The organism is Allosphingosinicella sp., from assembly GCF_036403745.1.
Lineage (GTDB): Bacteria > Pseudomonadota > Alphaproteobacteria > Sphingomonadales > Sphingomonadaceae > Allosphingosinicella.
In genome coordinates this window covers 1-26,335 of record NZ_DASWQI010000008.1, presented here as the reverse complement: position 1 = coordinate 26,335, position 26,335 = coordinate 1, and the positions used below count along the sequence as shown (strand labels likewise).

Here is a 26,335-nt window from a genome sequence, read left to right as displayed (position 1 = left end):
CCCCAGAGGGGTTTTTCGACATGGCTGTCATCGGTTCGCGCTTCTCGTCGCTGTTCAACGATTCGAACGGGGACGCCAAAGTCAGCCCCGGCGACGTCCTGCTCACCCAGATCGTCATCACCAACGCGACGGCGACGCCGCTTACGACGGTGGTGGTCAACGACACGCTGACCGCCAACACGACCTACGTCCCGGGGACGATCATCGTCACCACCGGCGACACTTATGCGCTGACCGGCAACACCCCCATCACCTTCGGCACCGCGCAGGGCCTGCTCGCCAACGATTATCATGGCGACGGCGCCAACGTGAACACCAGCACCGGCCTCTCGGTAGCGCTGGTGAACGGCACGGGCATCGGCGGCGCCATCACCGTCCATGACGCGGCCAACAACGCGCTCACCGCCGGCTCGGTCACCGTCGGCGCCGACGGCAGCTTCACCTTCACGCCGGCCGCCGGCTACACCGGCACCGCGGCCTTCAGCTACGCCATCAGCGACGGCACCGGCCTCGTCGGCAGCGCCACCGTCCATCTCGGCGTCACCGGCCTCGTCTGGTATGTCGACAGCAGTGCGGCCGGCGGCGGCAACGGCACGTTCGCCAACCCGTTCAACACCCTGGCCTCGGTCACCACGGTCGACCATGCCAACGACACGGTCGTCCTGCACGGCACCGTCACCACCGCCGCCGCCTTCGTGATGAAGGCGGGCGAGATCCTCTACGGCGACGGCAGCACCTTCTCGGTCAACAGCCACCAGATCACCAACGCCGGCACCGATTCGACCATCAATCACAGCGCCGGCGCGATCACCCTGGCGAGCGGCAACACGATCGACGGCGTCGACCTCACCGGCACTGCCGCGGCCGCGACCGGCCTCACCGACGGCGGCGCCACGGTCGGCAACCTCACCATCAACCACATGGCGATCGGCGGCCAGGGCCAGATCCTCGACATCGACCAGGGCGGCAACCTCAACGTCGCGCTGAAGAGCGCGACCTCGACCGGCTTCAGCGGCGCCGCCACCGGCGGTGCGATCGATCTCGAAAGCGTGAGCGGCAACCTCACCATCGCCGGCGCGACCTCCATCAGCGGCACGCAGGCGAGCGGCGGCATCCAGGTCACCGGCAGTCTCGTCTCCTCGTTGCAGGGCGCCACCTCGGTCGACACGAGCGCAACTGGAACGGCCGGCGTGACGCTCGGCGGTACCGCCAACACCAGCTTCGCCAGCCTTGCCGTCACCAGCGCCGGCGGCGCGGCCCTCACCACCACCGGCGGAACGCTCGCCGTGACGGCCGGCACCATCGCCACCACCACAGGCGCGGCCGTCAATATGTCGGCGACGGCCATCGCCGCCGGCGGCGTCACCTTCTCGACCATCAACGCGAGCGGCACCGTCGCCAACGCGCACGGCATCAATCTGGACAATGTCGACGGCGGCACCTTCAACGGCGGCGCCGTCACCGTCGCGGGCACCAGCGGCACGGTCGCCGCGCAGAATGCCGACGGCATCCATATCGCCAACGGATCGACCGCCAACTTCACTTTCGCCAGCGCCACGCTGGGCGATGCGACCCACAGCATCGCGGGCGACGCGATCGACCTCAGCGGCGCGAACGGGGCGGTGACCTTCACCACGGTCAACATCAACAATGTCGGCGGCGACGGCGTCGTCATCACCGGCGCCACCAACGGGGTCACGATCGGCGGCGGCACGATCGGCAACACCAACGATCCGACGGGTATCGACCTGCACGTCGTCAACGGCAGCGGCGCCGTCAACGTCGCCGCCAGCCTCACCAAGACCACCAGCGGCCACATCCTCGACATCAGCGGCCATTCCTCCGGCCAGATCGACGTCTCGGGCGCCGTCTCGGCGACCGGCGGCGTCGCCAACGGCATCAGCATCACCGGCAACACCAGCGGCGTCATCAACGTCTCGAACGCGACCGTCACGCTGACCACCGGCGCCAACAACGCGATCGACTTCACGACGACGGCCGGCACCGGCCCGACGCTGAACCTGTCGGGCGGCAACCTCAACATCGACACGACCACCGGCACCGGCCTCAACGCCACCTCGACCACCACCGGTGCGGCGGCACTCAACATCACCGGCACGAACAACAGCATCGCCTCGGTCGGCGGCCGCGCGATCAACATCGACGGCGTGACCGCGAACGTGACGCTGCACGACGTTTCGGCGAACGGCGGAACGAGCACCGGCGTGTTCCTCAAGAATACCGGCGCGGGCGGCCAGTTCGTCGTCACCGGCACCGGCACGACAGCGGCCTCGGGCGGCGTCTTCAATGCCATCGGCGGCGGCGACGCGGCATCGGCCGGCGCCGCGGCGACGACCGGCACCGGCATCTACATGGAGAATGTCTCGAACGTTTCCCTATCGAACCTGAACTTCACCGGGGCCTTCACCAATTTCGGCATCCGCGGCGAGGGCGTGAACAACTTCACGCTGAAGGACAGCAACCTTACCGGCACCTTCGGCAGCAATACCGGCTTCATCGAAGGTGCGATCCGCTTCGGCACCCAGAGCACGACGAATTCCGGCCTGTCCGGCACGGTTCTCTTCTCGGGCGACACCATCCAGGGCGGCTGGGTCCACAACCTCGCGGTGTTCCACTACGGCTCGGCCGCGCTCACGATGACGATCAACGACAGCGCCGCCCACCAGGCGGTGTTCAACAACACCGACGCGGGCGTCCAAGGCGCCAACGATGTGCTGGTCGAAACCGGCGGCACCACCAACCTCACCTTCGCGTCCACGGGCGTGACGTACAACGGGTCGCACGATACCAACCTCGACATCGTCTCGGGCGACCAGACCGTCCAGAACATCAGCATCACCGGCAACACGTTCGCCAACACCCAGACGCAGACGTCGGGGGCAGCGAATGTGCGCGTGTCGGGAAGCCTCCAGTCGACCAACACGGCGGCCAACGGCATCGTCCACTACACGATCGACAACAACACGTTCAAAGGCTCGGAGGGCGCGAACATCTACGCGATGTTCAACGGGTCGGCCGGCACCATCACCGGCGTCATCACCAACAACACGTTCGGCACGCCCGACGGCACCTACGAGAGCGCGATCGCGCAGCGCTCCTCTCTCAACGGCGGCGCCTTCTTCGGCGGCATCGATTCCAAGTTCCTGAACAGCGGGAACATGACCTACGCCATCAAGTTCGACACCAACACGGTGGCGGACTGGGGCGGCGCGCTCGGCTTCAACGTCCGCTCGGCGGCGCAGGATTCGACCGGCATCGCGCGGGTCGAGGCGACCGTCAGCAACAATATTTTCAAGGAAATCGCGCCCGGCCCCGTGATGAGCGGCTCGATCGGCACCCAGGTCGCCGGCACCGGCAATTACGGGAATGTCGGCCTCAACATCTTCAACAACCATATCGACAACACCGGCACCACCGCCGGCGACGCGATCTATCTCGACAATTCGAACTCGGTGAACGGCGTCCTCTACATGCCGGGCATCTCGCCTTCGCCGAACACCAGCAACTCCTCGATCGCCGCTTACCTGACCGGCAAGGGCAACGTCTTCACCGGCCCGGAGGCGAGCGCCGGCGGCGGCGTCAACTTCAACGGCATCGGCGTGACGAACCAGGCGTTCGTGCTTCCCGTCCCGCTGACGGCGACGGCGCCGGACATCGGCCAGGGCTGGCAGGATTTCGTCCAGACCAAGCCGGTCGGCGACCCCGGCGTCACCACCAATCCCTGCGACAGCGCCGGCGGCACCGGCGGCACCGGCGGCACGTCCGGCGGCACCGGCACTGGGATCGGTACGAGCACCGGCAGCGATACGGGCGCCGGTACGGGCTCCACCACGACGACCCCGCCGACCGAAGTCACCTCCGCCCTCACCCAGGACGCGCTCGACCAGATGGTCGCGGCGGCGATCCACCGCTGGGAGCTCGCCGGCGCGACGCCGGAGCAGGTCACGGCGATGAAGGCGGTCACCGTCACAATCAGCAACATCGCCGGCCTCGAAGTCGGCGATTCGACCCCGGGCCACGTCCAGATCTCGACCAACGGCGCCGGCTACGGCTGGTTCGTCGACGCCACGCCGGGCGACGATAACGAGTTCACCGGCACCGGCAGCGATCTCGCCGCCGCCGCCGGCTCGGCCGCCGCCGGCCATATCGACCTTCTCACCGTCCTCGAGCACGAGCTCGGCCACCAGATCGGGCTCAGCGATCTCTACAGCCCGCTCGCCACCGCCGATCTCATGTACGGCTACGTCAATCCGAGCGAGCGGCGCCTGCCGACCAGCGCCGACGTGAATGCGGCCAACGGCACCGCGATCGACCACGAAGCCTTCGCGCTCGCCCCGGTCACCCTCCCGAGCCTCGCCGCCAACACCGACGTCGACATCAGCTACCGCGCGACCGTCAACAGCTTCGCGGCCGGCCTGGCGCCGACGCTCAGCGGCCAGTCGAGCATGACCTGGCAGGGCCTCGCCACGCCGATTACGGCAAGCGAGACCATCGGCAGGCTCAACACCACGCGCACCGACAGCGCCGGCACCATCACCACCGCCGCGCTCACCGAGGCGACGCTGACGCTGGGCAATCTGGTCTTCAAGGACAATGACAAGGACGGCAACTTCGGCGCCGGGGACACCGGCATCAACGGCGTGACCGTCAAGCTCTACGTCGACAGCAATTCGAACGGCGTCTACGACGCCGGCACGGACGCGCTCGTCGCGACGACGACGACGGCCGGCGGCGGGTTCTACACGTTCACCGGCCTTGCGCCGGGCGATTACGTCGCCGTCATCCCCGCCGCCAATTTCGCCGTCGGCCAGCCTCTCAACACGCTCGTCACCCATGCGAACCCGCTCGATCCCGACAACAACACCGACAACGACAATAACGGCGGCTTCGTCGGCACCGATGTCGCCAGCCAGGCGATCACGCTCGCGTTCGACACCGAGACGACCAACGGCGCCGGCAACGACACCAACAACACGCTCGACTTCGGCTTCCAGACCAACACGCCGCCGACGGCGGTCAACGACGCGCTGACCGCGACCAACGAGGATACGCCGGTCACCTATGCGGCGAGCGATTTCACCACCAACGACAGCGACGCCGACGGCGACACGTTCGCGATCACCTCGGTCGGCAACGGCGCCCACGGCACCGCCGTGCTCAACGGCAACGGCACCGTCACCTACACGCCGAACGCCAATTACAATGGGCCGGATTCGTTCAGCTACACGATCACCGACAGCCACGGCGGGACCGGCACCGCCACCGCCTCGCTCACCGTGACCGCGGTGAACGACGCGCCCGTGCTCGATCTCGACAGCACGACCGCCGGGACCGGCGTCGCGGTGACGACTGCGGAGCAGAATCTGGTCCTCCCCGCACCCAATGCGACGCTGATCGACATCGATTCCCCGGATTTCTCGGGCGGTTCGCTGACCGTCGGCTATGGCGGGGCCGTGACGGGCTCCGATTCGGTCTTCGTATCGGACGAAGGCGGCCAGTTCGCCAGCGGCGGCAAGATCGGCGTCAGCGGCAGCAACATCTACTACAATACCGTGGTGATCGGGACGATCGCCTCGTCCGGGCTCGGCAACCCGTTGATCATCAACTTCAATTCCAGCGCGACACCGGCTGCGGTCCAGGAGCTGATCCACCGCGTCAACACCATCAACATCTCCGACACGCCGCCGGCGGGTGCGCGGACGTTGAGCTTCACCGTCACGGACGGCGACGGCGGATCGACCCAGGCCGACGCCTCCGTCACGTTCACGCCCGTCAACGACGCGCCGTCGGGCGCCGACGAGTCGCTCCACGTCGTCGAGAACGCGACCCATGCGTTCACCGTCGCGGAGTTCACCAACGGCTATACCGACGCGGAGAACAACAACCTCAAGGCCGTCAAGATCGACAGCCTGCCGGTGAAGGGCTCGCTGACGGACAACGGCGTCGCCGTCACCGTCGGCCAGTTCGTCTCGACCGCCGACATCGCCGCCGGCCTGCTCGTCTACTGGACGGACCCGGCGACCGGGGGCAACGCCTACAATTTCAAGTTCCAGGTCCAGGACAACGGCGGCACCGCCAATGGCGGCGTCGACCTCGATCCGACCCAGCACACCTACACGCTCAACGTCGACGTCTCGAACCAGCCGCCGGTCGCGGTCGGCGAGGCGCTCGCCGACGCCTATGAGGACGAGGCGACCGTCTATTCGGAAGCGACCCTCCTCGCCGGCGACAGCGACCCCGACGCGGGCGACACGATCCACGTCACCGGCGCGAGCAACGCCCAGCACGGCACCGTCAGCTACAACGCCGCCACCCACGCCGTCACCTTCACGTCGACCGCGGACTATAGCGGCCCGGCCTCGTTCGACTACACGATCACCGACAGCCACGGCGCCACCTCGACGGCGACCGAGACGCTGACCGTCCAGCCGACCAACGACGCGCCGACCATCGCCAACTTCGACGGCGACACCAACACCCAGAACGAAGACCAGAACAGCGACATGCATATCGACGTCGGCGGCGACGCAGTGGTCGCCGACATCGACAGCACCGACTTCGACGGCGGCAGCCTCGTCGTCTCGATCGTCAACTACAATGGCGAGGATTCGATCGGCATCTACCAGGACGGCGTGCTCGAGATCGACGCGTCGAACAACGTGCTGGTCAACGGCGTGAACATCGGCACCGCCTCGGGCGGCTATCTCGATTTCCCCTATACCGGCACGTTCACCGTCACCTTCAACGCCAACGCGACCCCCGCCACCGTCCAGGAGCTCGTCCGCCACGTCTTCGCAGGCGACCAGGCCGGCGAGCCGATCGGCGGCGCCCGCACGGTCAACATCACCCTGACCGACGGCGACGGCACCGCCCATGGCGGCACCGACCACAGCGACTATTCGACCACCTTCACCGTCGTTTCCGTCAACGACGAGCCGGTCGGCGCGGACAAGACCGTGACCATCAACGAGGACAATGCCTACGCGCTCCAGACCTCGGACTTCGGCTTCAGCGCGAGCGCGAACGGCTTCGAGAACGACAATCTGCAGGCGGTGAAGATCACCACCCTGCCGGCCGCCGGCACGGGCACGCTCTACCTCGATCTCGACGGCGCCGGCACCGGCTCGCTCGGCACGGCGATTACCACGGGCCAGTTCGTTTCCGCCGCCGACATCGCGGCGGGCCACCTCGTCTACGTGCCGGCGCAGGACGCCAACGGCACCAGCGCGGCCAGCTTCACCTTCCAGGTGCAGGACGATGGCGGCACCGCGAATGGCGGCGTCGACACCGACCAGTCGCCCAACACGATCACCTTCGACATCAACGCGGTGAACGATGCGCCGGCCTATAGCGGCGCGACCGCGGGCAGCGGGCTCGAAGAGGGCACGATCAGCTTCTCGAGCGCGGGCCTCAACACCATCGTCATCACCGATGTCGACGGCAGCGCGCCGTACACCGCGACGCTCACCGTCGGCCACGGCACCATCGCGCTGACCGCAAGCGGCGCCGCATTGGTGAGCAATTCGGGCACCGACACCGTCACCGTCACCGGCACCCTCGCCGACGTCAACGCGACGCTCGACGGCCTCGTCTATGCGGCGGAAGAGAATTTCAACGGGACCGACACGCTCCACATTTCGACCAAGGACAGCGACGGCACCGCCCTCGGCGGCAGCGACACCGGCACCATCGACATCCCCCTCACCGTCGCGCCGATCAACGACGCGCCGACGGTCGTGAACGGCACCACGGCCACCGCGACGACGATCGCGGAAGACACGCCGAGCGCGACCGGCGACACCGTCTCCAGCCTGTTCCTCAGCCATTATTCCGATGCGGCCGACCAGGTCACGGGGGGCTCCTCGGCCGACGCCTTCGCGGGCGTCGCCGTCACCGGCAACGACGCCTCCGGCACCACCGGCCAATGGCAATATTATGACGGCGCCGCCTGGGTGAACGTCGGCACCGTCTCCGACGGCAGCGCGCTGCTGCTCGACGCATCGACGGCGCTTCGCTTCAACCCGGCGCAGGATTTTAACGGCGCCGCCCCGGCCCTGACGGTGCACTTGGTCGACGCCAGCGCCGGCTCGATCCCGACCGGCTCCACGGCCGACCTTTCGGCCGCCGGGGCGACGGGGGGCACTACCGCTTACTCGACCGGCACCGTCGATCTCGGCGACACCGTCACCGCGATGAACGACAATCCGGTGCTCGCCGCAACCGGCACCTCGTTCAGCTATACCGAGAACGACGCGCCGCACGCGTTCACGGGGACCATCGCCGTCAGCGACGTCGACAATGCCAATTTCAACGGCGGCAAGCTCGTCATCGCCGATGCGTCCCCCGATACCGGCGACGCCATCGTGCTGGGCAGCGATCCCGACATCACCTACAATTCGGGCACCGGCGCCGTCTCCTATCAGGGGAACGTGTTTGCGCAGGCTACCCAGAATGCGCAGGGCTACACCCTCGACCTCAACGCCAACGCGACTCCGGCCGCGATCCAGGCGCTGATCGCCGACCTCAGCTTTGTGAACAATTCGGACAATCCGATCGGCGGCGACCACGCCGTCACCTTCACCCTCACCGACGGTGCGGGCGGCACGGCCTCCTTCACCGACCACATCAACGTGATCCCGGTGAACGACAGCCCGACGATCGCCAACCTCGACGGCGACGCGGTGTCGTTCATCGAGAACGACCCGGTCGTGTACACCGACACGAACGCTGGCGGCGGCACGGTTCACGTGCTCGCGGTTCCGGGACCGGGTAATGCGCTCGTCACCGACCCTGACAGCACGGATTTCGCCGGCGGCAGCCTCGTCTTCAGCATCTCCTCCGGTGCCGTCGCTGGCGAGGATCGGGTCGGCTTCGTGGGCTTCAACAGCCAGACGGCGAATGCCATCTCGTTCAGCGGCTCCAACATTTTTTACGGCAGCGTCCTCTTCGCGACGAGCAGCGGCACCCTCACCTCGAAGACCTACAGCTTCAATGCCAACGCCACGCCGCAGATGGTCACGGCCCTGATCCACCAGCTGGTCTATATCGACACCAGCGACAATCCGAACACGGCCGACCGCACGATGCAGTACGTCCTGACCGACGGCGATGGCGGCTCGACCACGGCGCACAGCACGGTTCACGTGACGGCGGTGAACGACAATCCCGTGCTCGATCTCGATTCGACGCAGCCGGGGACGGGTACGAACAACGGCCTGTTCGAGCAGGATCCGACCGGCGCCGGCAGCATCGCGCCGAACGCCGTCATCACCGACGTCGATTCGGCCAATTTCGACACCGGCACGCTCACCGTCTCGCTCACGGCCAACGGCCAGGGCGGCGACCAGATCGAGATCATCGACGGCTACACCGACCTGGGGAACGTGCACACCGTCACCACGTCGGGTAACCAGGTTTTGTTCGACAACGTCGTCGTCGGCACGTTCACCCCGGGCGACAGCACGACTCCGTTGGTCGTCACCTTCAACGCCAACGCGACGCCGGTCGCAGCGAGCTGGGTGACGAAGGCGGTCAACGTCGTCTTCACCGCGGACGATCCATCCTCGGCGGTGCGCACGCTTCATTATGCGCTGACCGACGGCGACGGCGGCTCGGCCAGCGCCAATGCGACCTACAACGTCACGGCCGCCAACGACGCGCCGCAGCTCAGCGCGCCGACGGACGCCTCCGTCTCGTTCACCGAGAACGGCCCGGCCGTGGCGATCCTGCAGGGCGTGGTGCTGAGCGATCCTGACAACCCCACCAACTTCTCGACCGGCAGCATCGACATCGCCGTCACCGGCACGGCGGGCCAGATCGACCTCAAGCCCGGCTCGAACTTCACGATCCACGACAACGGCAACAGCACCTACACCCTGATGGGCCCGGGCAACGTCGCCATCGGCGACATCACCGGCTTCGGCACCACCCATCTCCAGATCACCAACCTGACCAGCGCCGCGACGCCGGCGACACTCAACGACCTGGTCGACGATTTCACCTTCTCCATCGCCGGAGACGACGTCCCCAACGCCACCGGCACGGTCACCTTGACCTTCAATGACGGCCACCACACCGGCTATTTCGGCGACGGCGCGCTGACCGCGACCCAGACGCAGGGCATCGACGTCACCGGCCTGAACGACGCCCCGGTCGTCGACCTCGGCGGCACGATCGGCACCGGCGAGGACGCCAACCAGGCGTGGCTGAGCGGCATGTCCGTCTCGGACCCCGACGCGGATCCGGCGAACGACAAGATCTACGTCACCTTCCAGGTTGCCCACGGCGTGCTCGATATCCGCACCGACGTCGCGGGCGGCATCGACGGGAGCGAAGTCATCGCGCAGTCCGCCGATACGATCACCGTTCAGGCGACGCAGAACGAGATCAACGCCACCCTCACCGCCGTCAACGGCCTCACCTATTCGCCGACCCCGGATTACAACGGTCAGGATACGCTCACCGTCACGGCGAACGACGCGGGTTACAACGGCAGCGATCCGGGACTCACCGGCGACGGCACCAGCGAAGAGACGGTCGCGACCCGCACGATCGTCGTCTCCGCCATCAACGACGCACCGGTGGTGGTCAACGGCACCACCGAGATGGCGCCGGCGATCGACGAGGACACGCCGAGCGCGACCGGCAACAGTGTCGGCTTCCTGTTCGGCGGTCATTATTCGGACGCCGCCGACCAGGTGCCGGGCGGCTCCTCGGCCGGAGCGATGGGCGGCATCGCCGTCACGGGCAACACCTCCACTCCGTCGATCGGCCAGTGGCAATATTGGAACGGCGCGTCGTGGACCGACATCGGCGCCGTCAGCGACTCCTCCGCGCTGACGCTCAGTGCCGGCACCGCCATCCGCTTCAATCCGGCGCCCGACTATAACGGCGCCGCGCCGCAGCTCACCGTCCATCTGGCCGACGATACGGTGTCGATCACCGACGGGGCGCACATCGACCTTTCCGTCGCCGGCGCCACCGGCGGCACCACAGCCTGGTCCGCAGGCACCGTCGATCTCAATGAAACGGTCAATGCGGTCAATGATCCCCCCCTCGTCGACCTCAATGGCGCCGCGGCGGGCACGTCGAACTCAATCAGCTATACGGAAGGCGATCCAGTCAAGCTCATCGCCCCGTCGACGACCGTCACCGACGTCGATTCGCCCAATTATGCGAACGGGGTCCTGACCCTCTCCTTCACCTCCAACGGCACGAGCGACGACCAATTGATCGTCATCGATCACGGCATACTTCACACCGGCGACATCAACGTCGACGAAGGCAGCATCTATTATCAGTTCGGCTTCGTGACCGGGGACGGCAGCGCCGCCCACCCGTACGATTACAGCAACAGCGACATCCGCCTGGTCGGCACGTTTTTCGGCGGCACCGGCGGCTCCGACCTCGTCATCACGCTGACCGCCGATGCCACGCCGACGATAGCCGAGAAGGTGCTCGCCGACATCGGCTACGAGAACATTTCGGACGCGCCGTCGGAGCTGACGCGCACGGTCACGGTCACGCTGGCGGAAAGTGACGGGGCGACCAGCGTCCCGGCGACGGTGACGATCAACGTCACCGGGATCGACAACCCGGCGGTCGCGCAGGACGACCTCGTCAGCACGGACGAAGCGACTATCGCCAGCGGCACGGTCTTCGCCAACGACTTCGACACGGACGGTCCGCCGCTCCAGGTTGCGACGGTCAACGGGTCGGCGGCGAATGTCGGGCAGACCATCGTGCTGGCGTCGGGAGCAACGCTGAAGCTCAACGCCGACGGCACGTTCACCTACAACCCGAACCACCAGTTCGACACGCTGACGTCGCCGGCCGGCGGGGAGAGCGGCGCCTCGAACACCTCGGCGACCGACCACTTCACCTACACCCTCGTCGGCGGGAACGGGGCCACCGTCACCGTCGACATCGGCGGCGTTGCGAATGCCGCCGATCACCTCGAGGGCAGCAACGGCAACGACACCGTCACCGGCACGCCGAACGCCGATTATTTCGACTTCACGCAAGGCGGCTCCGACTCGGGCTTCGGCCTCGGCGGGAACGATGCCTTCTACTTCGGCACTGCCTACGACCAGAACGACAAGGTCGACGGCGGCGCCGGCATCGACACTGTCGGCCTGCGCGGCAATTATACGGGCGCCGGCGGCGCCGTCACCATCCTCGGCGGCAATATGGTCAACGTCGAGACGCTGAGCCTGATGACCAGCCTCACCGCCACCCCGACCGGCTACGACATCACCTGGAAGGACGGCAATCTCGCCACCAACCAGAAGATGGCGATCTACGCCGGCAATTTGCAGGTCGGTGAGAATGCCACCTTCGACGGATCGGCCGAAGCCCATGGGTATTTCGTCATGTACGGCGGCCTCGGCAACGACCATTTCGTCGGCGGCTCGGGCAGCGACGGCTTCTATTTCGGACCCGGCAAATTCAGCCAGGCCGATTTCGTCGACGGCGGCGGCGGGGCCCAGAACCAGCTCGGGCTCGACGGCAGCTACAATTTCTCCGCCGCGTCGGCGCTGGGGACGCTGGGGGGCAATTTCGTCAACATCCAGACGATCGTCCTCTACGGCGGCGATCCGCGCGATGTGGCGAACCCCTATCCGAACGTCTACCATATCGAGACCAACGACGCCGCGGTCGCCGCCGGCAAGACGCTCAACATCTACGGCGTCCAGACGATCGGCGATTTCTACTTCAACGGTTCGGCCGAGACTGACGGCGCCTTCAAGATCTTCGCCGGCAGCGGCAACGACACGCTGATCGGCGGAGCTGGCAACGACCTGATCTTCGGCGGTCTCGGCTCCGACACGCTGACCGGCGGCGGCGGCAACGACGTCTTCACCTTTACGGACGTCAGCCAGTCGATCGGTGCCAATGTCGACCGGATCACCGACTTCACGCTCGGCGACAAGATCGATCTCTCGCAGATCGACGCCGACACGAGCCAGGCGGGCGATCAGGCCTTCACCTTCATCGGCTCCGGCACCTTCACGAACCATGCCGGGGAGCTGAGGGCCGAATATGATGCCGCCCATGACGTCTGGACGGTGCAGGGCGACGTGAACGGCGACGGCATCACCGACATCACCATCGTCGTACACACCATTGCCGCCCATCCGATCGTCACCACGGACTTCGTTCTGTGATGAGGGGAGCTTGAGCCACAACAGCGGCGCCATCCCCGCCGAAGAAACCGGGGCTTGCATCGCGCGCGCGGCTCGGCTTTACAGGGCCGCGCAAAGGGAGCCAGTTTGATGAATCGTAACAAAGACATGCTTCGCACCAGCGATTCTCTTGAAAGCCGCGTTGCGCCCCGCCTCTGGACGGCGCCGTCGGTGATTCGCCTCAGCGCCGGGGCAGCCGAGGTCGGCACCCGCTCGACCGTCGACGGACCCCTGTCGAGCCTTTCCTGATCTGCGACGCGCCGGGGGCCGCGGTCCGCGGCGCGACCCTCTAGCGGACACATCTCATGCTCGGTGAAGACTTTCTGGTCCTGCGCCGCCCCGGCCTGCTGGAAACGGAGGTGGACGGCGAGTTGGTCGGCCTCCATGTCGACAACGGCACCTGCTACGGCTTCAACGCCACCGCCACCCGCATCTGGTCCTTGATCGAAACGCCGGCCCGCATCGGCGCCCTTCGGGACGCGCTGACCGCCGAGTTCGACGTCGATCCGGAGACGTGCGAGACGGAGCTGCTGGCGCTTCTGCGCGAGCTCGAGGCGGACGGCCTCGTCGAACTGCGGCCGGCCCCGCAGCCCGCCTGACGTGACCGCCCTCGCCGGCTTCTGGGCGTACGGATCGGGTGTGGATCCGGCCGGCGCCGCCGAACGCATGCTGAAGGCCCAAGCGATCTACGCGCCTGCCGCGCCGGTCATTGCCCGCAGCGGCGACGTTGCGCTCGGCCGCCGGCTGTTCCGCCTGCTTCCCGAGGACGTTTTCGATCGCGGGCCGGCCACCGCAGGCGGGAGCCGTTGGACTCTGGTCGCCGACGTGCGGCTCGACAATCGCAACGGGCTCGCGGAAGCCCTCGGCGTCGATCGCGCCGAAGCGGCAAGGCTCGCCGACGCCACGCTTTTGAGCCGCGCCCTCGAGCGGTGGGAGGAGGCGGCGATCGACCGGCTCTCCGGTGACTTCGCCTTCGCTGCGTGGGATGCCCAGCGTGAGCGGCTGCTGCTGGCGCGCGACCCCATCGGCCATCGGCCGCTTCATTACCATGTCGGCGCCGGCTTCCTCGCCTTCGCCTCGATGCCGAAGGGACTGCACGCTTTGCCCGAAGTGCCGCGCGCGCCGGACACGCATGCGTTCGCGCGGCTGCTTGCTCTGCTTCCGGAGAGCGGGGGGGATACGTTGTTCGAGGGGATCGCGCGCGTTCCCCCCGGCCACCTGTGCATCGCCACACGCAGCGGCGTCGAGGTGCGTCGCTGGTGGAACCCGCCGCGCCGAACGCTGCGTCTGAAGAACCCCGGAGAGTATCAGGAGGCGGTCCGCGCGGAGTTCGACCGCGCCGTCTCCGTCCGCCTGCGCGGCGCGGGCACCGCCGTCGCGAGCCACCTGTCCGGCGGGCTCGACAGCAGCGCGGTCACCGCCACGGCGGCGCGCCTCCTCGCCGCAGAGGGTCAGGTCCATGCCTTCACCTCGGTCCCCCGGGAAGGGTTTGAGGCAAAGGCGAGGCCCGGCCGCTTCGCCGACGAAGGCGCGCACGCGGCCGCCGTCGCCGCTCTTTATCCGAACATCGAGCACGTCCTCGTCCGCACCGCAGGGCGCTCACCGCTCGAGTCGCTCGACCGCAACGCCTTCCTCTACGATCGCCCCGTCCTCAACCTGTGCAACAACGTCTGGGGCAACGCGATCCTGGACCTGGCGAAGGGGCGCGGCCTGTCGGTGCTGCTCACCGGCCAGATGGGCAATCTGAGCTTCAGCTATAACGGCTTCGAGCGCCTGCCGGCGCTGCTGCGGAGGGGGCGGCTCGTGAAGCTCGCGCGCGAGGCGCTGGCGCTCCGGCGCAACGGCATTCGGCTGGAAAGCAGCGCGGCGCACGCGCTCGGGCCGTATCTGCCGTCGCGGCTGTGGCTGGCGATCCACCGCTGGCGCGGCCGCTCGCTCGACCTCGGCGCCTATTCTGCCCTCGATCCGGCGGCGGCCGCGGGGCTGGAGGCGGAGGCGGCGGAGGCGGCGCACGATTTCGCCTACCGGCCCTCTAAGGACGCCTACGCCACACGGCTGTGGGCGCTCGGACGGACCGACGGCGGCGCCTATCACAAGGGCATTCTCGGCGGCTGGGGCATCGACATGCGCGATCCGACGGCGGACCGCGGCCTCATCGAGCTCTGCCTTTCCATCCCGATGGCGCAATATCTGCGCGGCGGGCACATCCGCGCCCTCGCCCGCGGCGCCTTTTCGGACCGGCTGCCGACCGTCGTTCTCGACGAGACTCGCAAGGGGCTCCAGGCCGCCGACTGGTATGAAGGTCTGGGCGCCGGGCAGGGAGAGGCACGCGAGCAGGTGGAACGCCTGGCCGAACTCGCCGCTGCTCAGGGCATCTTCGACACCGAGCGCCTGCGCCGCCTGGTCGAGGACTGGCCGGAGGGCGGCTGGGCCAGTCACGAGGTCGAGGGCCAGTACCGAATGGCGCTGCTTCGGGGGATTTCGACGGGGCATTTCCTGCGCAAGGCGCTGGGCAGCAATTAAGGCGGCGATGCGGCGCCGGAGCGGGCGCGGAGCGCCAGGACATGCTCCCACCGCGCGCGTGCCCACAGCGTCGCCAAGCGGTCCCCTTTCGTCTTGAGCGGACTGTTGGCGGAAAGAGACGCATAACGTCCCGCTGCGGCAGGCGCGGTGGAGACGATGCGGCCGTCGCGCAGCGACAAGGTGGTCATCGCTCCACCCGCCTCGGCCATCCCGATCATCGACGGGCGGTCGAGCGTACCGAGGAACTGGAGGACCGGACCACCACTGCGGGAGGGGACATCCGCGCCAGCCGCTCGAAGCAGGATTGTGCGGACGCTCGCGAGGCCCACCGGACGGGGGAGCGTGATGGCGGGGCGGCTGAGGATCAGCGGAACGCGGGTGGTGCGCGCGTTCAGCATCAGGCCGTGGCCGAGATGCCCCTCTTCGAATAGCTCCTCGCCATGATCGCCGACCACGGCGACGATGGTGTCGTCATAGACGCCCAATCGCTTCACCCGCGCCACCAGCGCGCCGACGAGACGGTCGGCATTGGCCACCGCGTTCCAATAGGCACTCTCGACCAGCTCGCGATTGCCGGGCCGGATCTCGGACTCGGCGATGGGGCGACCGGGAAGCAGTTGGCGGGTGCCGGGCTGCTGATAGGGAAAGTGCGGAGCCTGGAAGTTGAAATAGAGGAAGTTCGGCCGGGCCCAGGCCTCCGCCTTGCCGAAGCTGCGGTCGAAGGCGCGGAGCACGTCCTCGCCCGGCGCGATCGGGATCGATCCGGGCGCATGGAGCGTCGCCGCGTCGACGTAGATGTCGGCCGCGCCGCGCATGCCCGCGGCGGCGGCCGTCCCGCCCCAGTCCTCGGCCTCGCCCGAAAAGACGCCGACCCGGTACCCCGCCCCATGGAAGTCGCTGAAGATGGAGCCGCCGCCAGGCAGCGGCTCGACGTCGCCGCCGAACAGCACCTTCAGCGATCCGGCCGTATGGGCCTGGTTGCTATAGGCCTCCCCCGAGGCGGTGCCGGCGGCGGCGAGCGCGTTGAGGGCCGGTGCCACGGTCACGCCGCGCCACACCTTGCCGACCGCGTCTGCGCGGGTCGATTCTAGGACGATGAGGACGACGTGCCGGCGGTGGCCCCGGAAGATCGGGGGCGCTGGAGGCGCGGGCGGAGGGGCGTCGTAGTGGAAGTCCCCGGCGAGGCCGTCCTGGTCGATCCCGTCGTCGGGGATGTCCAAGGCATAGGGGTGGCGCCGGGCGTCGAAGGGCGCGGGGTCGGGAAGGCTGGAGAAGAGGCCGTAGCCGTCGCGGTCGAAATCCGTTGCTGCGTCGAGGACGCGGTACGCAAAGCGCGGCGCCGTGAAGCGCTCGAGCGCGTCGTAGACGTCCGGGACGCGGGCCGCGACGAAGAGCAGGAGCACGGCAATTCCGCCCACCACAACGGCGGAGGCGGGGCGGGTGCGCGGCGGGGGCGCCCTCTCGAAATCCAGGACCAGGCGCAGCAGGAGGTAGGCCGCGGTGGCAAGACTGGCGGCGAGCGCAAGCGCAAGCGCTTCGCCGCGGACGTAGCCGAGCCCTTGGAGCAAATGGCCTCCAGCGAGGCTGCGCAGCGTGGCGAGATCGGGGGTGTCGGCGGCATAGGTCATCGCCATGCGCCGGACGAGGAGGAGGAGCGTCCAGAGCGCGAGCCCGGCAATCAGGAAATTGAAACCGAGGAGAGGACTGCCCCAGCGGCGGCCGAAGAGCCGCTTGAGCACCGCAAAGGCGGCGCCGAGGACGGCGAGGTGGGAGACCGCGAGCGCCACCGCGAAGAGGGCTAGGCTGCCCAAATCCGCGAGCGCGAGGGGATTGTAGATCGTCGCGCCGAACACATGGTACCAGGATTGACCGGCGACCACCTCCGCACCCAGCGTCAGCAGGACGAGGAGCCAGAAGCAGGCCGCGGCGGCGTCGACTAGGCGGGTACCGAAACGCAGCTGCGCCGGGGCATGCCAGCGCTTGCGGAGGCGGCCGCGACGGGCGGGGGAGGGTGCCGGCTCGGTCATGCGGGTCCCGCAGGGGGTAGCACGGGCCCCTGCCGAGTCCAGCGGCGCCGCGCCACCCCGTTGCCAATTGCAACCGGGCGGTCCATGGAGCGGATATGCTTTCTCAACGCACCCGGTATACAATTCGGGCGCTCCTCCACCTCGCCGACCGCAATGGCGAGGGGCCGGTGCAGCTGGCCGAGATCGCCCAGGCGCAGAACATCCCGCCCAAATTCCTCACTGTCATGCTGTCGCAGATGATCCGCGAGGGGCTGGTCGCGAGCCGACGCGGCCGCGACGGCGGCTATTGGCTCGCCAAGCCGCCCGAGGAGATCAGCTACGGGGCGATCGTGCGGCTGACCCGAGGGTCGCTCGGCCTCCTCCCCTGCGCCAGCCGCTTCGCCCACCAGACCTGCGAGAATTGCATCAGCGAAGATGCGTGCAGGCTCCATCGCGTCATGCTGATGGTGCGGGACGAGACGGCGCGGATTCTCGACGGCCTCAGCCTCGCGGACACCATCCCGCCGGACGTACTCGACGCGGCGGGCTGATCCCGCTCAGATCAGGATCCGGAACAGGGCGCCGCCCTCGTCGGCTTTCGCGAGCGCGATCGAGCCTTGGTGGGCGAGGACGATCTGCCGGGCGAGGCTGAGGCCGACGCCGGTGCCCTTCGCCTTTGTGGTGAAGAAGGGCAGGAAGACGTCCTGGCGCAGGCTTTCGGGCACGCCCGGGCCGTTGTCGGCGATCTCGATCTCCACCCGCCCGCCCGGCGCCTGCGCGAAGGAGAGGGAGACGGCGGGCGCCTCGGCATGGCCGCGCGCCGCTTCGGCGGCGTTGCGCAGCAGGTTGAGCAGCACCTGGCAGAGGAGGTCCGCGTCGGCGTCGAGGACGAGGTGCTCCGGCGCTGAGACCGCGAGCGCGACGCCCGCCGCCGCATCGCTCGCCTGGAACAGAGCCTCGATCTCCCCCGCCCACGGGGCGACGTCGATGAGCTTGCGCCGCACTTCGGGCGTACGGCTGATCTGGCGGTAGCTTTCGACGAAATGCATGACGCCGTCGGCGCGACGGGCGAGGGTCTCGACCGCGGCGCGGGCGTCGCCGACGTCTCGGCTGGTGCCGTCGTCCGCCGCGGCCATCAGCGCCGCCGCGGTCTGGGCGAGCGAGGTCACCGGGGTCATCGAGTTCATGATTTCGTGGGTGAGGACGCGGACGAGGTCGCTCTGGGCAGCGATCTCGACGGCGTTCAATTCGCCCTGGATCGGCTGCACGGCGAAGACCCGCACCATGCCGCCGAGGCGGTGGACCATCGCGGCGCTGACCATGGCGCTTTGCGGAATGGCATCGATGGTGAGCGGCACCAGCCGCGGGCGGCCTGCGGTGCGGCCGGCAAGGGCGGTGGCGAAGGCGTCGCCATAGACGGCGAAATCGGCCAGCCGCACGCCTTGGTGGCGGGTGAAAAGCCGCCGCGCCGCCTTGTTGGTGAGTTCGACGCGGCCCTCGCTGTCGACGGTGAGAAGGGCGGTGGGGGCATCGTCGAGCACCGCTTCGTGGAAGCGTCCCGCCTCCATCAGCCGGTGGCGCTCGGCCCGGAGCGCCCGGATTCCGGCCTCGAGCACGTCGCCAATTTCGGTGAGGCCGCTGCCGTCGGCGCGGTGGGAGAAGCTCTGCGAAAGGTCGCCCAACCGGATCGCCTCAAGGAAACGGGCGATTTCGAAATTGGTGCGCTGGATGTGGCGCCACAGGCCCCACACCGTCCAGGCGAAGAAGGCGGCGGCGAGGATGCGGGCAGCGGCGAGGCCCGGCGCATTCAGCGCGAGGACGAAGAGGAGGACGGCGCCGAGCAGCAGCGCCGTGCGCAGCAAGAGGCCGGCGACGAAGCGGCTTCTGAACCGCATCACCGGGCCCGACGACTCAACGACATTCGCGCTTGGCCGGCGCGGCCTCTTCCTGCCTCCCCATCGCCAGATGGGGAGGGGGACCACCGAAGGTGGTGGAGGGGTCTTGGCACCCTGCCGCCGCCGTTTCGCGCGGGAACCTCTGATGCCGCGCCAGTTACCCCTCCACCACCTTCGGTGGTCCCCCTCCCCGCCGCTCCGCGGCAGGGAGGCAGAGAGCGCGCAGGTCTTGCTCTACAGCCCATGCTTGTCCATCCGGCGGTAGAGGGAGGCCCGGGTAAGGCCCAGTTCCGCGGCGGCGAGCGAGATATTGTAGGCGTGCTTCTTGAGCGCCGTTTCAACGATCTGCTTTTCGGCGCGCTCAAGATTGAGGTCGTCGCGGGCCGCGGCGGGCGGGGCGGCGACGGTGCGCGGCGTAGAGGCGCGGGAGAGGGAGAAATCCTCCACCGTGAAGGCGTCGTCGGCGGCGAGGATGACGGCGCGCTCGGCGGCGTGGCGAAGCGCGCGGACGTTGCCCGGCCAGTCATAGGCCTCGAGCGCGGCCATCACCGACGCGGGGATCTCCCGGACGGCGCGGCCATATTTCTTCGCATAGAGGCCGACATAATGGTCGACGAGGACCGGGATGTCGTCGCGCCGCTCGCGCAGCGGCGGGAGCTCGATCTCGACCGTGTTGAGGCGGAACAGGAGGTCCTGGCGGAACAGGCCCTCGTCCGACAGGCGCTCGGGCGCCAGGTTGGTCGCGGCGATGACGCGGACGTCGATCGACACCGGCCGGTTGGCGCCGACCGGCACCACCTGGCGCTGCTCGAGCGCGGCCAGCAGCTTGGGCTGGAGGTGGAGCGGCAGGTTGCCGACTTCGTCGAGAAAGAGCGTGCCGCCGTCCGCCGCCTGCAGCCGCCCGATACGGTCGCCGCGCGCGTCGGTGAAGGCGCCCTTCACATGACCGAACAACTCGCTTTCGAACAAATTCTCGGCGACGGCGCCGAGGTCGACCGACACCATGACGCCGTCGGCGCGGCGCGAGCGGCGGTGGATCTCGCGCGCGACCAGCTCCTTGCCGGTGCCGTTCTCGCCCAGGATGAGGACGTTCGCCTCCGTCGGCGCGGCCCGTTCGATCAGCGAGTAGACGCGGCGCATCGTGGCGGAGCTGCCGAGCAGCGGCGTCTCGCCGCCCGCCGCCGGGGCCGAGATGGCGGCGGCGCGCTTGCGCTCCGTGGCGGCGGCTTGGCGCGAGGAGCGCAGCGAGGCGGCCGTCCGTACCGTGGCGAGTAGCCGCTCGTTCGACCACGGCTTGGAAACGAAGTCCGTCGCGCCGCGCTTCATCGCCTCGACCGCGATGTTGACCCCGCCATGGGCGGTGATCATCACCACCACCGCCTGCGGGTCGCGCTTCAATATCTCGGCGAGCCAGTGGAAGCCTTCGGCGGCATTGGTCGCGCCGCGGCCGAAATTGGCGTCGAGGAGGATGACGTCCGGCGCATCCGCGGCCATCGACGCGACGGCCGCGTCCGGGGCTTCGAAGGTCGCCACCTCGTCGAACAGGTCGCGCAGCAGCAGGCGGGCCGACAGCAGGATGTCGGGATCGTCGTCGATGACGATCGCCCGCGCGAACCTGTTTCCCTCCCGACCCACGCTTCTTCTCCTAACCCGGTGACGGGGAGCGACAAACAAATATCGTGCCACCAGCGTCCGGGAGCGGACAGCGCGGCGTCCGGATGCGGACAAAAGGGCTGAGTCTGTTGCGGCCGAAAGTGGCGGAAATCGGCGCTTTGCGGCGGCTGGCACGGCCCATGCTGAGGTTCCGGACGAGCATGTCCAACCGCATGCCGAGAGGAAAACCGATGCGCAGATCCAACACCTATTTCGGCGCCGCCGCGTTCGTGGCCATCGCCCTTGCTATGCCGCTCGCGGCGCTCGAGCCGGTTGCCGGCTATTCGCCGGACGGCAAGGCAGCGACCGCCGCGTGCGGCTCGAAGCTCGCCACCCTTTGCGACCGCAGCGCGGCCTGAAATGTCCGGCTCCGCACAGCATGGTGTCCGTTTCCGGACAGCCCGGCACAGCTGCGCGACCAGACCCGCTCGCCGGCGCGCTGGCACGGCCCTTGCTGCTTGAGGAGCATGGACAGGGACATGAGCGTCGTCAGCATGCAATCCGTGGATAATCCCCGCGCCCCGCAGAGCGGCAGCGGCATGGACCGGGTGGTTGCCAGGCGCGGCTTGCCGAAATGGGCGGCCTATGCCGCGGGGGGCCTGCTCGTCCTCCTCGCTTTGCTCCTCTTCTGGTGGTTCGCGCCGGCGCGGAACAGCCAGACCATCGCCGCCGACCGGCTGACCATCTCGACCGTCGCCAAGGGGCGCTTCGACGATTTCGTGCCGCTGCGGGGCCGGGTGACGCCGCTCGTCACCGTCTTCCTCGACGCGGTCGAGGGCGGCCGGGTCGAGAAGCTGTACGTCGAGGACGGGGCGATGGTGAAGAAGGGGCAGCTCCTCGCCGAGCTCTCCAATTCGGACCTCCAGAACAATCTCCTCGCCCGCCAGGCGGACGTGTCGCGCGAGATGAACTCGATGCGCAACATGGAGCTGGCGCTCGCCCAGACGCGGGTCAGCGACCGCCGCAACCTGATCGAGGCCGAGCTCACCGCCCAGAAGGCGCGCCGCCAGTACGACATGCAACGCCCGCTCGCGGAAAAGGGCTTCATCGCCGGCCGCACGATGCGCGACAGCAAGGACGATTACGATTCGAGCCTGCGCCGGCTGCAGGTGCTGCGGACCGGCCAGACCACGGACGAGCGGCTCCAGACCAGCCAGCTCGCCCAGCTGCGCGCCTCCAACGCGTCACTCAGCCAGAGCCTCTCCATCGCCCGCTTGACCCTCGACGCGCTCAACCTGCGCGCGCCGGTCGACGGCCAGCTCACCTCCTTCTCGATCCAGGTCGGCCAGTCGCTGCAGCGCGGCGAGCGGCTCGGCCAGGTCGACAGCGCCGGGCACAACAAGTTGATGGCCGACGTCGACGAATTCTACCTCGGCCGCGTGCAGCCGGGCCAGACCGCGACGGTCGAGAGCGGCGGCCGCACCTTCAAGGCGAAGGTCGCCAAAATCTATCCGCAGGTGCGCAACGGCACCTTCCAGATCGACCTCTGGTTCACGGGCGGCGAGCCGCAGGACATCCAGCGCGGCCAGACCCTGCAGGTCAAGCTGACGCTCGGCGACCCGACCTCGGCGAGGCTGATCCCCAACGGCGCCTTCTACACCGAGACCGGCGGGGCCTGGGTGTTCGTGGTCGCGCCGGACGGCAAGAGCGCGGTCAAGCGCCAGGTCCGCCTCGGCCGCCGCAACCAGGACAGTATCGAAGTGCTCGAAGGGCTGGAGCCCGGCGAGCGGGTCATCACCTCACCCTATACCGGTTTCGCCGACAAGGACCGGCTGAACCTGGGCAGCTGACGAAAGGGAGTTTCTGATTATGCTGAGCATGCGCGAGCTGTCGCGGGTCTACCGCACCGAAGCCGTCGAAACGACAGCGCTCGACCGGATCGATCTCGACATCGCCGACGGCGAGTTCGTCGCGATCATGGGCCCGTCGGGCTGCGGCAAGTCGACGCTGCTGAACGTCATCGGCATGCTCGATTCGCCCTCGAGCGGCTCCTACGTGTTCGACGGCCAGGAGGTTGGGGGGCTGCCCGAAGGCAAGCTCGCCGACGTCAGGAAGCGCAACATCGGCTTCATCTTCCAGAGCTTCAACCTGGTCGACGAGCTCTCCGTCCGCGAGAATGTCGAGCTCGCTTTGCTCTATCATGACGTGCCGGCCGCCGAGCGCCGCCGCCGGGTCGACGAGGTGATGGACAAGGTCGGCATCGCCCACCGCGCCAAGCACCGGCCGAGCCAGTTGTCCGGCGGCCAGCAGCAGCGCGTCGCCGTCGCCCGCGCCCTCGTCGGCAGCCCGAAGCTGATCCTCGCCGACGAGCCCACCGGCAACCTCGACACCCAGCATGGCGAGGAGGTCATGAAGATGATCCAGCAGCTGAACCGCGAAGCATCGACCATCGTCATGGTCACCCACTCGCCGGCGCACGCCGATTATGCCGGCCGCGTCGTCAACATGCTCGACGGCAAGATCCTCATCGAACGCCGCCGCGCGGCCTGAACGGGGAGGGGGGCGAGGAGCGGGCCATGTGGCGCCACACCCTGATCGCGATGCTTCGTCGGCTGACCGCCGATCGCGGCTACACGGCGATCACGGTCGGCGGCCTCGCGCTCGGCCTCGCGGGAACGCTCCTCATCCTCCGCTACGTCCATTATGAGCGGAGCTACGACCGCTGGATCGCCGACAGCGGCCGTATCTACCAGGTCCAGACGACGATCCGCCCGCCCGCCATGGAGGTGGTGCGGTCGCAGGCCAGCGCCTTCCCGCTGTACGACGCCTTACCGGCGGGGTTCCCGCAAGTGGAAGCGATCACCTCGATCGCGGCGGGCAAGACGGTGACGGAGCAGCGCGGAGAGCCGCTCTTCATCGATGCCCAGACGGTCGATCCCGAATTCTTCAAGGTCTTCGACCTGCCGTTCGCGCAGGGCTCCGCGGCGGGCGCTCTGCCGGATACCAATTCCATCGTCGTGACCGAGAGCGAGGCGATCCGGCAGTTCGGCACGTCCAGGGTCCTGGGCAAGAGCCTCAGCCTGGGCGCCGGCGAGGGCAAGCGGGACTATCGGGTGAGCGGGGTCCTCAAGGACCTCCCGCGCGACACGAGCCTCAGGCTCAGCCTCCTCTATCGCCGCGACCTCAACCAGGTCCCACCCGCCATGCGCGGCTGGGGCACCGCGGACCAGCAGCATTATGTGAAGCTCAGGCCCGGCGCGAACGCAGCGGCGATCAACGCCGCCATTCCGGCCTGGGAGAAGCGCCAGCCGGGGACGCTGGCGGACATTTTCCAATTCAGCCTCGTGCCGATCGGCGACGTGCATCTCGGCCCGGCGCAGGACCGCGCGCTGGTCCCCGGTGGCGATCCGCGCGCGCTCGCGACCTTCATCATCGTCGCGTTCCTGACCCTTGGCATGGCCGTGATGAACTTCGTCAACCTCACCACCGCGCGCGCAGCGCACCGGGCCCGGGAAGTGGCTCTGAGGAAGGTGCTCGGCGCAACCCGGGGGCAGCTGATCCTCCAGTTCCTCGGCGAGAATGTCATGATCTGCGCGGCGGCGATGCTGGTCGCGCTGGCCATGGTCGAGGTCGCGACGCCGTGGCTCGCCCACCTGCTCGGCGCCGATCTGCGCTTCGCCTATGTCGGCCGGGACGGCATGCTGCTGCCCGCGCTCGCGCTGCTCGGCGGCACCGCGCTGGCCGGCAGCTTCTACCCCGCTTTTCACCTCAGCCGCTTCCGCCCCGCCTCGGCGCTCCACGGCAACCGCGGATCGGCCGAGACTCCGGGCAGCGGGCGACTGCGGACGGGACTGGTCGTCGTCCAGTTCGCGATCGCCATCGGGCTCATCGCCAGCACCGCCATCATCTGGTCCCAGACCCGCTTTGTGGAGCGGGTCGACCCCGGCTTCCGGCGCGACGGCGTCGTGCGGATCGGCAACGCCTGGCGCTTCACGCAGGGGGCCGAATATGATTCGGCGCGGGCGGCCATGCTCGCCATTCCGGGCGTCACCGGCGTCGGCCGGACCGGCATCGAGCTTGCGTCGACCGAGAAGACGGCGCGCCTCGTGCGCGGCGCCGGCCCCTCGCAATATTTCACGCTCTTCTATTACGGCGTCGACGCCGAGTTCCTCCAGACGATGGACGTCAAGCTGCTCGCCGGGCGGCTGCTCGGCGACCGCTTCGCCGCCGACCGCGTCTCCGGCACCGACGCGGAGATCGCCGCGCGCGGCGTAAACGTCCTGGTCAACCGCGCCGCCGCCGCGAAGCTTGGCTACCGCAGCCCGCAGGCCGCCGTCGGCGAGACGATCCAAGTCGTCTATGGCGCGACGATGGCGCCGGCGACGATCGCCGGCGTGGTCGCGGACAGCCGCTTCGGCACGGCGCGCGAGGCGATCGACCCGGCGGTCTACGCCTACGATCCGGAGAAGACGAACCAGGTCTTCGTCCGCTACGCCGCCGCCTATCCCGGCGGGATCATGGCGGGCCTGCACAAGGTCTGGCGCCGCTTCGAGCCCGAAATCCCGTTCGAAGCACGCTACGTCGACGACATCGTCCGCGAGATCTACGCCGCCGAGCGCGCCCGCACCTTGCTCTTCGCCGGCTTCTCGCTGCTCGCAATCCTCATCGCCTGCCTCGGCCTCTACAGCCTCGCCGCCTTCACCGCCGAGCGCCGCACCAAGGAGATCGGCATCCGCAAGGTGTTCGGCGCGCGGGTCCGCGACATCGTGCGGCTGCTCGCCTGGCAATTCTCGAAGCCGGTGGTGATCGCCAACCTCATCGCCTGGCCCGTCGCCTGGTGGGCGATGCGGGACTGGCTGAACACGTTCGACCTGCGCATCGCGCTGACTCCGGGGCCATTCCTGCTCGCCGGTCTGCTCGCGCTCGCGGTCGCGGTCGGCACCGTCGCCGGCCATGCCATCCGGGTCGCGAGGCTCAACCCAATCCACGCCCTCCGTTACGAATAGGAGCCAGGCCATGCTGCGCAACTATATGATCGTCGGCATCCGGGCGCTGATCAAGAATCGCACCTTCGCGTTCATCAACATCCTCGGCCTCGCGATCGGAATGGCCG

At 68.4% G+C, this 26,335-nt stretch carries 12 protein-coding genes; 9 read left to right on the top strand and 3 right to left on the bottom strand.

Features of this window, described 5'->3' with window-relative positions; all coding sequences use genetic code 11:
• Nucleotides 1-20: 20 nt before the first annotated feature.
• The 4 genes from VGC56_RS01685 (at nt 21) to VGC56_RS01670 (ending at nt 15,728) form a co-directional block, all read left to right on the top strand.
• Nucleotides 21-13,187 carry a tandem-95 repeat protein gene (locus tag VGC56_RS01685; RefSeq protein WP_464122826.1) on the top strand — a complete coding sequence of 4,389 codons (13,167 nt, stop codon included), beginning with the start codon at nt 21-23 and terminating at the stop codon, nt 13,185-13,187.
• A gap of 108 nt (nt 13,188-13,295) precedes the next feature.
• Nucleotides 13,296-13,454: a hypothetical protein gene (locus VGC56_RS01680; RefSeq protein ID WP_464122825.1), complete on the top strand. Its 159-nt coding sequence runs from the start codon at nt 13,296-13,298 to the stop codon at nt 13,452-13,454.
• A 56-nt stretch (nt 13,455-13,510) separates the two neighbouring features.
• On the top strand, nt 13,511-13,804 hold the full coding sequence (locus tag VGC56_RS01675) for a PqqD family peptide modification chaperone (RefSeq protein WP_464122824.1): 294 nt from the start codon (nt 13,511-13,513) through the stop codon (nt 13,802-13,804).
• Between the two features lies 1 nt (nt 13,805).
• Entirely contained in the window at nt 13,806-15,728 is a 1,923-nt protein-coding gene (locus tag VGC56_RS01670; RefSeq protein ID WP_464122823.1) for an asparagine synthetase B family protein, read from the top strand.
• On the opposite strand, the gene VGC56_RS01665 is transcribed toward VGC56_RS01670, so the two are convergent.
• Complete coding sequence (locus tag VGC56_RS01665; protein WP_464122822.1) at nt 15,725-17,755, bottom strand: sulfatase-like hydrolase/transferase; 2,031 nt, start codon at nt 17,753-17,755, stop codon at nt 15,725-15,727. The genes VGC56_RS01670 and VGC56_RS01665 overlap by 4 nt on opposite strands.
• A 95-nt stretch (nt 17,756-17,850) precedes the next feature.
• Here VGC56_RS01665 and VGC56_RS01660 point away from each other — a divergent pair, with 95 nt between their 5' ends.
• Nucleotides 17,851-18,285, top strand: a complete 435-nt coding sequence (locus tag VGC56_RS01660) for an RrF2 family transcriptional regulator (protein ID WP_464122821.1) — start codon at nt 17,851-17,853, stop codon at nt 18,283-18,285.
• Nucleotides 18,286-18,291: 6 nt separating this feature from the next.
• Here VGC56_RS01660 and VGC56_RS01655 read toward each other — a convergent pair whose 3' ends face one another.
• Entirely contained in the window at nt 18,292-19,629 is a 1,338-nt protein-coding gene (locus VGC56_RS01655) for a sensor histidine kinase (RefSeq protein WP_464122819.1), read from the bottom strand.
• Nucleotides 19,630-19,863: 234 nt separating this feature from the next.
• Complete coding sequence (locus VGC56_RS01650) at nt 19,864-21,264, bottom strand: sigma-54-dependent transcriptional regulator (protein ID WP_464122817.1); 1,401 nt, start codon at nt 21,262-21,264, stop codon at nt 19,864-19,866.
• Nucleotides 21,265-21,473: 209 nt separating this feature from the next.
• On the opposite strand from VGC56_RS01650, the gene VGC56_RS01645 reads away from it, so the two are divergent.
• The 4 genes from VGC56_RS01645 (at nt 21,474) to VGC56_RS01630 (ending at nt 26,228) form a co-directional block, all read left to right on the top strand.
• Nucleotides 21,474-21,641, top strand: a complete 168-nt coding sequence (locus VGC56_RS01645) for a hypothetical protein (RefSeq protein WP_464122816.1) — start codon at nt 21,474-21,476, stop codon at nt 21,639-21,641.
• A gap of 120 nt (nt 21,642-21,761) precedes the next feature.
• Nucleotides 21,762-23,072, top strand: a complete 1,311-nt coding sequence (locus tag VGC56_RS01640) for an efflux RND transporter periplasmic adaptor subunit (RefSeq protein ID WP_464122815.1) — start codon at nt 21,762-21,764, stop codon at nt 23,070-23,072.
• Nucleotides 23,073-23,091: 19 nt separating this feature from the next.
• Complete coding sequence (locus tag VGC56_RS01635) at nt 23,092-23,772, top strand: ABC transporter ATP-binding protein (protein ID WP_464122814.1); 681 nt, start codon at nt 23,092-23,094, stop codon at nt 23,770-23,772.
• 26 nt (nt 23,773-23,798) lie between these two features.
• On the top strand, nt 23,799-26,228 hold the full coding sequence (locus VGC56_RS01630; RefSeq protein ID WP_464122813.1) for an ABC transporter permease: 2,430 nt from the start codon (nt 23,799-23,801) through the stop codon (nt 26,226-26,228).
• Nucleotides 26,229-26,335 lie beyond the last annotated feature (107 nt).